This window comes from Arthrobacter sp. ISL-95 (assembly GCF_018613695.1).
Taxonomy (GTDB): domain Bacteria; phylum Actinomycetota; class Actinomycetes; order Actinomycetales; family Micrococcaceae; genus Arthrobacter.
The window spans coordinates 216258-228774 of the sequence record NZ_JAGGPR010000003.1; the positions used below are offsets into that span (position 1 = coordinate 216258).

At 62.8% G+C, this 12517-nt stretch carries 13 protein-coding genes; 7 read left to right on the forward strand and 6 right to left on the reverse strand.

Translation table 11 applies throughout. From position 1 onward, the window contains the following. The gene (locus tag J7I86_RS03260) at positions 1–600 is read right to left on the reverse strand and encodes a TetR/AcrR family transcriptional regulator (protein ID WP_214815453.1); all 600 of its coding nucleotides are present in this window, start codon (positions 598–600) and stop codon (positions 1–3) included. Positions 601–735: 135 nt separating this feature from the next. Here J7I86_RS03260 and J7I86_RS03265 point away from each other — a divergent pair, with 135 nt between their 5' ends. The 3 genes from J7I86_RS03265 (at position 736) to J7I86_RS03275 (ending at position 4967) form a co-directional block, all read left to right on the forward strand. Next, positions 736–2016, forward strand: a complete 1281-nt coding sequence (locus tag J7I86_RS03265; RefSeq protein WP_214815455.1) for an MFS transporter — start codon at positions 736–738, stop codon at positions 2014–2016. After that, positions 2017–4512: a beta-glucosidase gene (locus tag J7I86_RS03270; RefSeq protein ID WP_214815457.1), complete on the forward strand. Its 2496-nt coding sequence runs from the start codon at positions 2017–2019 to the stop codon at positions 4510–4512. It begins immediately after the preceding gene. Between the two features lie 155 nt (positions 4513–4667). Further along, positions 4668–4967 (forward strand): DUF4193 domain-containing protein, encoded by a 300-nt coding sequence (locus tag J7I86_RS03275; RefSeq protein WP_011773410.1) that lies wholly within the window; start codon positions 4668–4670, stop codon positions 4965–4967. Positions 4968–5072: 105 nt separating this feature from the next. Here J7I86_RS03275 and J7I86_RS03280 read toward each other — a convergent pair whose 3' ends face one another. The 3 genes from J7I86_RS03280 to J7I86_RS03290 all read right to left on the reverse strand — a co-directional run bounded on the left by J7I86_RS03280 (position 5073) and on the right by J7I86_RS03290 (position 6219). After that, on the reverse strand, positions 5073–5453 hold the full coding sequence (locus J7I86_RS03280) for a lipopolysaccharide assembly LapA domain-containing protein (RefSeq protein ID WP_214815459.1): 381 nt from the start codon (positions 5451–5453) through the stop codon (positions 5073–5075). Positions 5454–5621: 168 nt separating this feature from the next. Continuing rightward, positions 5622–5852 (reverse strand): hypothetical protein, encoded by a 231-nt coding sequence (locus tag J7I86_RS03285; protein WP_214815461.1) that lies wholly within the window; start codon positions 5850–5852, stop codon positions 5622–5624. A gap of 142 nt (positions 5853–5994) precedes the next feature. Further along, positions 5995–6219 carry a hypothetical protein gene (locus J7I86_RS03290; protein WP_024819442.1) on the reverse strand — a complete coding sequence of 75 codons (225 nt, stop codon included), beginning with the start codon at positions 6217–6219 and terminating at the stop codon, positions 5995–5997. Between the two features lie 116 nt (positions 6220–6335). Between J7I86_RS03290 and J7I86_RS03295 the strand changes: the two genes are divergently transcribed. From J7I86_RS03295 to J7I86_RS03310, 4 genes are all read left to right on the forward strand, one after another. Then, positions 6336–6800: a MarR family winged helix-turn-helix transcriptional regulator gene (locus tag J7I86_RS03295; RefSeq protein ID WP_214815463.1), complete on the forward strand. Its 465-nt coding sequence runs from the start codon at positions 6336–6338 to the stop codon at positions 6798–6800. Between the two features lie 91 nt (positions 6801–6891). Beyond that, positions 6892–7410 carry an SSI family serine proteinase inhibitor gene (locus tag J7I86_RS03300; protein ID WP_214815465.1) on the forward strand — a complete coding sequence of 173 codons (519 nt, stop codon included), beginning with the start codon at positions 6892–6894 and terminating at the stop codon, positions 7408–7410. Beyond that, positions 7397–8335: a 3-methyladenine DNA glycosylase gene (locus J7I86_RS03305; protein ID WP_214815466.1), complete on the forward strand. Its 939-nt coding sequence runs from the start codon at positions 7397–7399 to the stop codon at positions 8333–8335. Before J7I86_RS03300 ends, J7I86_RS03305 begins: the two co-directional genes overlap by 14 nt. Positions 8336–8365: 30 nt before the next feature. Further along, positions 8366–8770 carry a serine protease inhibitor gene (locus J7I86_RS03310; RefSeq protein ID WP_214815468.1) on the forward strand — a complete coding sequence of 135 codons (405 nt, stop codon included), beginning with the start codon at positions 8366–8368 and terminating at the stop codon, positions 8768–8770. Between the two features lie 12 nt (positions 8771–8782). On the opposite strand, the gene J7I86_RS03315 is transcribed toward J7I86_RS03310, so the two are convergent. Next, on the reverse strand, positions 8783–9193 hold the full coding sequence (locus J7I86_RS03315) for a hypothetical protein (RefSeq protein WP_214815470.1): 411 nt from the start codon (positions 9191–9193) through the stop codon (positions 8783–8785). A 123-nt stretch (positions 9194–9316) separates the two neighbouring features. Further along, a complete protein-coding gene (locus tag J7I86_RS03320) occupies positions 9317–12403 on the reverse strand; it encodes a S8 family serine peptidase (RefSeq protein ID WP_214816842.1) in 3087 nt (1028 codons plus the stop codon). Positions 12404–12517: the final 114 nt, after the last annotated feature.

The window sequence follows — 12517 nt, forward strand, 5'->3', positions numbered from 1 at the left end:
TTAGCGGGATGGAGCACCGCCCGGCGCCAGCAAGATCTCCACCAGCTGGGTCAGCCCTTGGGCCATATCTACGTCTTTGTCATAGAGCCACTGCAACTGCAAACCGTCGAAAGCTGCCACCACCAGTCGCGCGAGCGCTTCAGCCTCGACGTCGGTCCGCACCTCTCCGGCGGCCTGGCGCCGCTCAATGTCGACGGCGATGTCCCGCACCACGGTCTCGTAGCGGTCCTTGAAGTAGGCGTGGGAGGCATGCCCGGGATCGTTGGCCGTGGCCGAGGCCACCGCGTAAAGCGTTGTCAGTCCTGGTTCGTTGCGATTCCGCTCAGCGATGCCCGGCATGAGGCTTAACCCAACCTCGGATTCGCCGCCGACGGCGAGCGATCGCCGGTCCCGTTCAGCCAGGACCGCTGTCAGTAGTTCCTGCTTGCCCTTGAAGTAGTGGAACAGGGTGGCTTCCTTGACACCCACCAATTCGGCTACCCGTTTCAGGGCCGTGCCTTCAAAGCCCTCCGTAGCAAAAACGTCAGTTGCTGTCTGAATGATTTGTTCACGGCGTTCGGCGCCCTTGGCGTACTGGCCGCGAGCCTTGGGTGTTGACATCCGCTCAGTCTATTTGACCGAGCAAAAACCGAGTATCGCTCGACTTTTTTAGTTCAAAACCTAGTTACACTAGATTTTTATCGCTAGAGTCTTCCTTCAGGACCCAACGGTGGGTCACCGTTCACAGGAGGCAACGTGGCCCTCAATCTCAATCAGCAACTGGCAGGCGCGGAAAGAATCAGCCCGGGGCTTGGAAGCACCCCACCCAAATCAGCTTCCCGCGCCTACATCATCGGCATGCCCATAGCGAGTGCCGGCCTCTGGATGGCCGTCCTTGCCCCCGCGCTGGTAGTCCTCGCCATCAAGGTCTCGGAGATCACCACCCCGGATACCCGCGCTGGTGCACTCAGCCTCGTGGCAGGCGTCGGAGCGGCTGTCGCTTTGCTCGCCAACCCGTTCTTTGGCCGGCTCAGCGACCGAACCACGTCCCGTTTCGGGATGCGCAAACCGTGGATTGTGGGTGGATCCCTGATCGGTCTTGCAGCACTCTTTCTACTGGGTTCGGCCACGGAAGTCGGGGCGGTCCTTGTAGCCTGGGTTGTAGCACAGTTGGGCTTCAACGCAGCCCTGGCCGCTCTGGTGGCTACCCTTCCCGACCAAGCGGGCCCAACGGAACGCGGGCGCCTTTCCGGACTCATCGGCATGACGTTGCCCATTGGCCTCGTGGCGGCGGCATTCTTCGCGCAAATGTTCGAGACCGCCTTGCAGATGGCCGTTGTGCCGGGGATCGTGGGGACGACAATAGCCATTGCTTTCGCTTTCACCTTCAAGGACCGCGTTCTCACCGAAAAACCGGCACCGCTGAACGTCAAGGAAATTCTTGGTTCCTTCTACTTCAACCCCGAGGATTACCCCGGCCTGGGATGGGCCTGGGTCACCAAGTTCTTGGTCTATGTGGGCTACTGCGCCGGCCTTCTCTACCTGCCGTACTTCTTCACGGACCACTTCCACGTCGCCGAAACGCAGGTCACCAGCCTGGTCTTCCAAGCAACCCTGGTGAGCTCTGCCGGCACCGTCATCACCAGCCTTGCCGGTGGCTGGATCAGCGACCGTCTTGGCAAGCGCAAAAGCATGGTCATCATCTCTGCCCTCATCATGATGGGCGGACTTGTGGTCATCGCCACCAGCACCAACACCGGCCAAGTGCTGGTGGGCCAAGGAATCCTGGGCTTGGGCCTGGGCGTCTTCAGCGCCGTGGATGTAGCCCTCATTACCGACCTGCTGCCTGGCGACCAGTCAGAGAATGCCAAGACCTTCGGTGTCTTCAACATCGCCCAAGCCCTCCCCCAATCCCTGGTGCCTGCTATCGCCTTCCCCGTGATCGCTCTGGGCGGCTACCCGGCACTGTTCCTCGGCGGTGCGGTTGTCGGCATCATCGGAGCCCTCCTCGTCACACGTATCAAAGGAGTCAAATAAATGAATCCCACACTTTCGGCCGCTGTCACAGCACCACAGACACGAGCACCGGATGCCGAGGCGAAGATCCGCGAACTCGCCCGGAGCCTGACCCTGGAGCAGCAGGTTCAACTGCTGACCGGGGCGGATGTCTGGTCCACCCACGCCATTCCGGAGATTGGCTTGTCCCGCATGGTCATGTCCGATGGACCGGCGGGTGTTCGGGGCGAAGACTTCGATGAGCGCCACGACTCTCTCTCCTTGCCGTCGTCGTCGGCGTTATCCGCAACATGGAGCGTCGAAACGGCCCACCGCTACGGCCAGGTCCTGGGCCAGGAAGCCCGGCGGAAGGGCGTCCACGCCGTCCTGGGCCCCACCATCAACCTGCACCGCTCCCCGCTGGGTGGCCGCCACTTCGAATGCATGAGCGAGGACCCCCGGCTCACCGCAACCATGGCCGCCGGCTACGTGGCCGGCGTGCAATCCATGGGAGTCGGCGCCACGCCCAAGCACTACCTCGCCAACGAAGCCGAAACCGAGCGGTTCACTGCCGACTCCGTAGTGGACGATCGCCCCCTCCGCGAGCTCTACCTGGCGGCTTTCGAGGACGCGATCACCGAGGCCCGCGCGTGGCTGGTGATGAGCTCGTACAACTCCATCAACGGCACCACCGCGAGTGAGAACAAGCTGCTCGAAACGCCGCTTTCCTCCGAGTGGGGCTTCGATGGCGTCGTAGTGTCCGACTGGACCGGCGTACGCTCTGTGGACGCCGCAAACGCCCACCAGGACCTTGAAATGCCCGGCCCGGTAGGCCACTGGGGACCCAAGCTCCTTGCAGCCGTCAACGATAGCCGCGTCAGCCGCGAAGCGATCCTGGAGAAGGTCACCCGGATCCTGCGCCTCGCAGCCCGTGTGGGCTCCCTCGAAGGCTTCGAACCTGCGGTGACCCAGCTCCCGACGCAACTGGACGGGGCCGCCGTCGCACGTGAAGTTGCCGTTCGCGGGGCTGTGCTGGTCCGCAACAAGGGCATCCTGCCGCTGGACGCCAAGGCGCTCAGCAGCGTCGCCGTGATCGGCCACAACGCCGACGAAGCCCGCACCCAGGGCGGCGGAAGCGCCACCGTGATGCCCAAGTACACCGTCTCGCCGTTGGAGGGCCTCCGTAAAGTACTGCCCGACGACGTCACGGTCACCTACGCGCGCGGGGCTAAGGTAGCCGAGGGCATCCAGCCCTTCCCCCGCGCATCCCTGCACAACCCGGTGTCCGACGTCCCCGGAATCCGCGTGACCTTCCTCGCCGAAGATGGCACGGAGATCTCCGGCGAAGACCGCTTGGCCTCGCATCTGATCTGGTTTGGCATCGGAATTCCCGACGGCGCGGCCTCCATCCGGATGGAGGCCGACTGGACAGCCGAAACAGAAGGCGTCCACCACCTCGGAGTCGGCACCGTGGGCCACATCCGCTTTGTCCTGGACGGAACGGTAGTCTTCAACGACGAGATCAAGGACGACACCGAAGTTCTGGGTGCCGCCCTGTTCGATCCGCCCAAGACCGTCCACGCTGTGGAAACCACCGCCGGCCAGACCGTCCGAATCGAGGCCGAGTACCAACTGCCCAAGGAACAGGTCATCCCGTTCACGGCCATCCTTTTGGGCGAGGAGACCGTGGTGGCGGATCCGCACGCCGAGATCGACGCCGCCGTGGATGCTGCCCGAAACTCTGACGTAGCCGTGGTGGTTGTGGGCACCAACGCAGCAATCGAATCCGAGGGCTTCGACCGCAAGGACCTGGACCTTCCCGGACACCAAAACCAGCTCGTGGAAGCCGTTGCCGCAGCCAACCCACGCACGGTGGTGGTGGTGAACTCCGGATCTCCGGTCCTCATGCCGTGGCTCGATCAGGTGGGCGCAGTCCTGCTGGGCTGGTTTGGAGGCCAGGAATTCGGCAACGCAATCGCTGACATCCTGCTCGGTGCCGAAGAACCCGGCGGGCGCCTCCCCACCACCTGGCCTGCCGCGCTGGAAGACGTCCCCGTCCTGAACACCACACCCGTTGACGGCAAGGTGGTCTACTCCGAGGGAATCCACGTCGGGTACCGGGCATGGCTGAAGCAGGAAGCCGAGGGCGGCGCGGCTCCGGCCCTCCCGTTCGGTTATGGCCTTGGCTACACGACGTTCGAGTTCGGCAAGACCCACGCACCGCAGGTGGTCACCGCGGGCAACGACGTTGTGGTGCACGTTCCCGTCAAGAACACCGGCACCCGCACGGGTCGGGAAGTAGTCCAGGTCTATGTGGAACGCCCCGATTCCTCCGTGGAGAGGCCCGTGCGCTGGCTCGCTGGCTACACTGGGACGCACCTCGCCCCGGCCGGCACGGAGAGCGTGGAAATACTCATCCCGGCCAAGGCGTTTGCATATTACGACGCCGGCTGGCAGTTTGAGCTGGGCACGTTCCGGTTGCTGGTTGGTCGCCACTCGGCCGACGACTTCCAACAGCTGGACATCGAACTCCGGTAATACAGGGGCGAAATGACGCTGGGCGGCGGGTTTTTTTGCCCGTCACCCACGTGGTTTTCGCCACAAGCTGTGGAACTGGGGTATGGTATGGAATTTTCGTGGCATGCTGTACGTTGCATACCCGGTAACCCCCTAACACGAAGAGGCATTAAAAAGTGGCAGCCGATTACGACGAACTCCGTACCGATGTAAAAGAGAACCAGGAGCAGTCCCTCCAGGCTCTCCAGTCCGCCAGCGCTCCCACGGCCAAGAGTGTCGTGCTTGAACTGGACGAAACCGATGGCCTCGACGCCAACGGCCCCGGCGGCGAAATCGTCGCTGAAGAACTGGTCATCCAGGTCATCCCGCAGGCAAACGACGAGTTCACTTGTCACTCCTGCTTCCTGGTTCGCCACCGTTCGCAGATTGCCCGCGAAAAAGATGGCGTCGCCTACTGCACTGACTGCGAAGGCTAAGACGACTCACCACCCCGGCGGACTTACATCGTCAGGGAGTGCCGCCGTCGGGATTAAATTGCGGAAGGACCGGAGCAAGCGCTCCGGTCCTTCCGCAATTAAAACCTAGTAGCCGCCTCCCGGCCCGCTAACAGCTTTCTTGCGGCGGTGGTTGGAGATTCTGAGTTGGAGAATTCTGGCGCCGCCCGCAAGAGCAACCAGCACTCCTCCGCCTACAGCGGCAATGAAAAGTGTGGTGCCCAGGGCGAGCGTCCCTTCCAGCCCAAAGAACCGGACTGTGATCATGTCCTGGTTTTGGACGAAGAACACGATCAACACCACCAGGACCACCAAACCAACAGCTACTGCCACCCACAAAGCGGCGGTACGGGTTGGTCTGTCGTGGCCTGACGCTGGCGGGACAACACGCTCCTTGTGCTCGGAACTACCTGAATCCGGGCGGTCGGGACTGCTCGGAACCCTTGCTGCATCGTCCTGGAAACTCATTGATGGCCCCCTCTTTACGCCAGCATTTACCGTACTACTCATATAATAAGCATGCTGACTAGTTGCTCAACAGTGGCATGGTGAACTGACCCAGGTCAAGGCAGGGGAAGCCCCGAACATGAGGAAGGGCCGGAGTTCGCGGTCCGGCCCTTCGGCATTTCACGCCCGTCAGACGCTGTAGTCGGTGCTGGTTGGCCCGGGATCGTTATTCCGGACTGCGTAGTGATGACCCCCAGAGTCGGTCTCAACGTCAAAGTTCTTCAAATCCGCCTCGGAAGCGGTCTCGAAATCATCATGCTTGTGCAGCACGGGGCCGTCCGTATCACCATGGGTTGCCGGTCCAAAAACGGACTGCAGCCGCTCGGTTACGTGGACGAAGCCTTCCATTCTGCGTCCCATGTTTTCCACCTCCCTTCCTTACCGGAGAGAGAAAAGCGGCAGGGCTGGTGCGCGCCGTTCAGTGAGCTAATTTTACGCCTGTTGGCGGGAAAAGGCTCTCGCCAAGATGCTCCGGGATTCATCGCCGGATGCGGAAGGGGACCTACCGCAGGGACTTGTCATCCGGATTGCGGGGCACCACGTAGGTGCTGCCATCGGGCCGGCGGAGTGTTTCCCATTGCTGAGTCTCAGCCTGGCGTTGGGCGAGCAACTTCCTGTTTGCCTCGGTCATCTCATGGTCCAGGGAGCTGCTGTGCGCGGGGCCAAAAATTACCCGGAACTTCCCTGTCGCGCGCATGAACTTCCGTGTGTACGATTCCTTGGCCACGCGGATCGACTCCTCTTTTAGGCGGTTCAGTAACTCCATAGTAGGCTAATCATTAGTGCACTAACTAATTGACGCGTGTGCGCTAATCGATCTGGCAGCGAGCACAGGAGGCAGCCATGACAGCCATTGATGAATCCACCCGGGAGACCGACGACCTCCTCTTGGAACGCCAACTGTGCTTCGCCCTGACCGTGGCCTCGCGCAGTGTTGTGGGCGTGTACAAGCCAGTGTTGGAGCGGCTCGGGCTCACCCATCCCCAGTACTTGGTGATGCTGGCCCTCTGGGAACGAAGTCCCCGGACACTGAAGGACATCAGCGACAGCCTTCTCCACGACCCCGCCACGCTCTCCCCGCTGTTACGACGCCTCGAGGAAGCGGAACTCATTACCCGCGAGCGCGTTCCCGGTAATGAGCGGGCGCTGGCGGTCAAGCTGACGGACAAAGGTGCCGAACTCCGCGCACAGGCCACAGCTGTTCCGGGCGAGATCCGCGAACGCCTGCAGCTCAGCCGCGAAGAAGTAGCCGAACTCCACCAAGCCATGACCGGGCTGATCGCCGCCACCCAGCGGCGCAACCCCTAGCCAAGGACAGTCCCCCGGTGGTCTTCTTGAAGCGAACACGGAAACGGGCGCCACAAGTGCCACGTAAAATGGACGCAACCTAGGAGATTCCATGCGCATGCGATTTGTTCGGCCCTTGCTGGCAGTACTGGCCGTTGCCGGCCTCGCCGCATGCTCAGGCACCCCCACGCCAGGTTCCACAGGCAGCGCCAGCCAGGCGCCGTCGTCGGCTCCTTCAAGCAGCAGCCCCAGCAACACCGCAACCCCCGGCGCGTCGGCGGCCACCGGCGCGGGCAATGCCGAACTGTCCATCACACTCGTTGAAACTCCGGAGTCCGCTCCCCAAACGTTGACGCTCGTCTGTAAAGATGGCGCACCGGCGGCCGAAAGCAGCCACCCGTCGGCGGCCAAGGCCTGCACCACACTCAAAAACGGCCCCACCATCCTGAGCCCGGCCCCCACTCGGACGGACCAGGCCTGCACCATGCAGTACGGCGGCCCGGCAACAGCCAAGGTGACCGGTTCAGTGGACGGCAAGGAAGTCAGCGCGTCCTTCAACCGCACGGACGGCTGCCAAATCGCCCTCTGGGACGCCGCGAAGAGCGTCCTCGGATCAGATGGCGGCCTCTAGGCTGCGGCACCTCCCCCAAGAGCAATGGCTCGGGCTGGAGGCGGCCCATCATGCGCGCGTCGCGCGGTACGCAGATCCATATCTGGCCAGGCGCTCGGCCGGGAAAAAGCACCCCGTGGAAGACTTCCTCTTCACGTATTACACCCAGAAGCCCGGCCAGTTGCAGCGTTGGCATCCCGGCGACGGCGTGGTCCTCAGCGGCGAACGCGCCTTGGAGCGCGCTCCTTGGAAGTTCTACAGGACGCTCGACGACGCCGAGCTCGCCTCAGTGGGGCTGACTCCGGGTACGCCCGCTGTCACCTTTGACCGCGGCAGCTTCCTATCCGACCGAGCCGAGGCTGTGCGCTTTGCCGGAATCATCCTGGCGGGCACGGCCAAGCGACCGGCTCAATTCGGGTGCTTTGGGCTGCACGAGTGGGCCATGGTGTACCGCCAGGAAAAATTTGAGTTGCGGCACGAATACCTGCAGCTGAGGCTCGGCGGTGAGGGCACGGACACCGTTGTTGAAGAGAACCGCATCCGTTGCTCGCACTTTGATGCTTTCCGCTTTTACACACCGGACGCCACCCCGTTGAATGAGCTCACGCCCACCCGGGAGAACCAACGCACCATGGAGCAGCCGGGCTGCCTGCATGCCAACATGGACCTCTATAAATGGGCGTACAAACTGACGCCGGCCTTGCCGAGCGCGCTGGTGATGGACGCTTTCGAGCTGTCTTGGCGGATCCGGGCGATGGACATGCAGGCCTCCCCCTACGATCTTGAAGAATGGGGCTACCCGCCCATCAGGATTGAGACACCGCAGGGTAAGTCCGAGTACGTTGAATACCAGCGGGCTTTCGCAGCCGAATCCCAGGAGCTGCGGGTCCGTGTGCTCAAGGCAGTAGGGCCGCTCTTGGACGAGCTGAGCGGCTTGGCTGCCTGACCACCCCGCCGTCACCAGCGAAAGGTAACCATGGTCTCCGCAGAGAACAGCGACACAAACAAGAGCGAGCACGACGTCGACCTGACAGTCACGCTGACAGCGGCACCCGGCGCTGAAAGCCGGGTGTTCCATCTCCGGTCCGCCGCAGGCATCCTCTCGCCTGACCCTGACACCGTGGACTCAAACTTGCCGGACGCAACTGCGGCGCTGGCCGCCGTCGAGCAGTTCGGCGAGGAAGTCTTCTTCCCTGAGCCCCGCCCGGACCGGATCTGCACGCAGCAGTACGGCGGCCCGCAGGTGGCTGTGGTCGAGGGGTGGTTCCGGGGACGGAAAGTTCACAGCCAGTTCAGCAGGACTGATGGCTGTGAGATCGCACGGTGGAAGGCGTTGGCTTCGCTGCTGGGCAATACAGGCGGTTCAACCGGCGCCGTGTAGGGCCGTTGCCCCCTAACGTCCACCCATGCTGCCGTAGACCGCTCCAAAAATGAGGATCGCTGCCCAGAAAACGATGTTGATGCAGGACAGCACCGTGACAATCCAGCCGGCAACCTTCCCAAAGGTGGCCGGTACGCCGTTGGCCTCTGCTCGGCTGGCATTGCGGATGGCCAAGGGCCCAAAGACGATGCCAAAGACGAAGATCCCGATGATGGCGTACGTGGTGGCCTTGGACTTGAAGTTGGCACCCTCAAGATCCGGGAAGTAGAACGGCATGCCGTCCTGCTCTACATACGGCTGCTGCGGATAGGGCTGCTGGCCATATGGCTGCTGCGGATATGCCTGCGGGTAAGGCTGGCCGGCGAAAGCGTGCTGCCCGTTCAACTGGTGCTCGGGTTGCGGTTCGGATCCTGGCTGCGACATGCCGGCCTTTCGTTGCGAATCATCGTGTGGGAACTGCTTCGAACCTATTATCGGCGTTACCGCGCACAGCAGTGGCCGGCGGGAATCCCCGCCGGCCACTGCTGTTACTGAATCAAAACAGACCTAGCCGGCGTTGTTGCTCTGCGTCGGCTCGTCTGCGCGGATCTTGCCGCCGCGCTTCTTGTCTTTCTTGTCCTTCTTCGGATCCTCGTCATCCGGCACCACCACGGTTCCGCCCGGGTTGACCAGGACGGTGACGAAGCTCGGCTCGCTGGTTCCTGCGAAGGACAGGCGACCAATGTAGGAGCCGGGCTGCAGGTTCTTCCAGTTCAGTGAGATCTGACCGGTCTTGCCGTTGGCGAGGCGGATCGGGTTCGGCGTCACAGTGGCGTTCCCCTGGTTTGCACCCAGGACGGCAGCATCAACGGTGGCCTTGGTGGCCTGGTTGTTGGGGCTTGCGTACAGGTTGGCGTAGACGTAGTAATCGCCTGCGGCGGGGTTGGGGACAGACAGGGTTTCGCTGGCGGACGCTGTCGCAGCGGGCAGTTGCTGACCGGATGGGGTCACTACCAGCATGTCGAAGTCTGCGGCCTCATTGGAGGAGATCACTGAGAACTTGGCAAGCGCGCTTCCCTCGCCGACGGTCACCTTCTTCACGTAGTTGGACGCATTGGTTTCTCCGGCAAACGGTCCGGGAACCAGTTCCACTGCCGAGGAATCAGCCTTGGAAAGACCGTCAACCGTGACTCCTACCGGCAGGTTGGTGCCGGAGGTGATGTTGATGGTTCCGGAGCCGTTGGGACCCGTCCCGGTGAAGGTCAGGGCCTTGTCCGCGATGATGGACTGCGGTCGGACTGCGATCGGCGAGGTGACGGTCTTGTTGGCACCCTGCCAGTTAAGCGAACCCATGGCGAACTTGCCCAGCTCGGCGTTTTTGTTTTCGAACTGAACCTTGAACGTCTTCTTCTCACCGGGAGCACCGAAGGTCAGCACTGAGGGGGTGACCTTGACGTTGACACCTGGGACGTTCACTGACGCCCGGTATGTTCCCGGAGTCACTGCCGTGAGGGTACGCGTGACCTCGATCTTGCCTGCCAAGTTGCCCAAGGCGAAGGAAGGTACGTTCATGTCGCGTGCCTGGGTGGTGCCCAGTCCCTCCATGCCAAGGTCCATGCCGGTGCCCTGGATGAACTTGAGGTAGTCCTCGGTGGTGGCGTCGTACACCAGGCCCGGTGAGAGGACCTTGGCAGGATCAACCTGACCGGCGCCGGTGGCGAAGACGTCCTTGTTGACGGCGCCGTTGGCCAGCTTGACCGGACCAGCGGTGGTCATCATGGCGGACTTCACGGTGGCCGGGGACCACTGCGGGTTCTTGCCCAGGATCAGTGCGCCGAAGCCGGCAACGTGGGGTGAGGCCATGGACGTTCCGGACAGGAAGCCGAAGTTGTCTCCAGCGGTTCCGATCGGGGAAACACCGGCGAGGATGGCGACACCGGGAGCGGACACGTCAGGCTTCAACAGGTCCGAGTCGGTAGCAAGCAGCGGGCCGCGCGAGGAGAATCCGGCAATCTGCGGCTGCGCTTCGGCTGGCAGGCCCGTGGTGTCGCGGTTCAGCAGGGAAACGGTAATGGCCGGGTTGGCCGTGACCTTGTCCTTGATGGTTTGCGTAGCGGGCGGGTTCACGTGGACGGTGGGGATGACGTGCTTGTCCGTGTCCAGCGAGGAGTCAGTCAGATTCACCAGGATCATGCCAACGCCACCGCCGCGCAGGACCTCGGCGCTCTTGGCGGTGCGGTCAACAACACCACGGTCGCAGACAACAACCTTGCCGGCTACCTTGGCCGGGTCCAGGGACCCCGGGGCACACAGCGCCGCGTCGCCTGAGCCGCTTGCGCCATTGGTGGAAAGCACGACGCCGGCCCCGCGAACCTCACGGTTCATGATGCTCGCTCCGCGGAACTTGCTGCCATCTGAGAACTCAACAGTGCCCTGAAGCTCCTGCGAGAACGACGTCGCAGCCACCGTGGTCAACCATGGTGCTCCGTGGTTCACGGTGCTCGCGGTCGGACCGGAGTTGCCGGCCGAGGTGGCCACGAAGATCCCTGCGGAGGCCGCTGAGAGGAAGGCCAGGGAAACAGGATCCGTGGTGGACGTGGTTGAACCCGAGATGGAGTAGTTCAGCACATCCACGCCGTCCAGGATGGCCTGCTCGATCGCGTCCACGGAGGAGGAGCCGTAGCAGCCGCCCGTGGCAGGATCGGTGTCTTCCCAGCAAACCTTATAAACGGAGAGTTTTGCGGCGGGTGCGACCCCGCTGGTGGTTCCGAAGCTGCGGCCGTCCACTACGGCGTCGACGTTGGCGTTGCCCGCCGCGGTGCTGGCCGTGTGGGTTCCGTGGCTGTCCACGTCAACGGGAGAGATGACTTCTTCCGGTGCGCGGTTTTCCGGCGGAACTGTTTCCAGGAAGGCGTCTGCGAAGTAGTGGGTGCTGAGGACCTTGGAGTTGCAGGCGCTGCCATCGTAATCGGCACCGGTATCGATGCCGGGCTGGCATTCGCCCACGAAGGTATCGCCGTCGGCCTTGAGCATGGCGATCTTGCCGTCAGCGGTGCGGTAAGGAACGCCTACCTGGGGGTTACCCACCAGCGGGCCAACGGGCTCCCCTGCAAAGAAGGGGTTGGATGGGGTGTAGCCGGTATCGATCACACCAACTACGGTGCCTTTGCCGGCGTTGTCCTGTCCGCCGTACTGCGTAGCCCAGGTCCCGTTGGGGCCGCTGAGCTTGAGGAAGTCGGTGGTGGAGTAATCCGGGGCGTACTGCGTATCCGGTGCAACCATGAGGACCTTGGGATCCTTGGCAAGGTTGATTGCCTGGTCCGCCGTGAGGTTGGCGCTGAAGCCGTTGACGGCGGTAGTGAAGTCACGTTTGATCGTGACGTTTTCCTGCTTGGCGACTTCCTGCTGTTTCTGCTGGAGGTGCTGCTGGTATTCCTTCACCTCGGCGCTGTCGGCGTCGAGCTTCTTGCCTTCTTCGGGCTTGGTGGGCGCGAGGCCCGACGTGCCGCCGTCGTAGGTAGCTGCAGGCTTCTCGGCCAGGACCACCATGTACCGGCCGTCCTTATAGGCGCTGGGGTCAAGGTTCTTCTTGGCCACGCCCGCAACATTCCCGGGCGTCTCCGGGGTGGGAGCGGCCTGGGCCGGCATCGCCATGGACGAGAGCAGCAACGGCAGGCCTACGGCGAGCGCCGCAGCCTTCCGGAGTCCCCCGCTTCTGACGAAGCTCTTTCCTTGTGATTTCACGAGTGGTTGCACCTTTCACTGAGG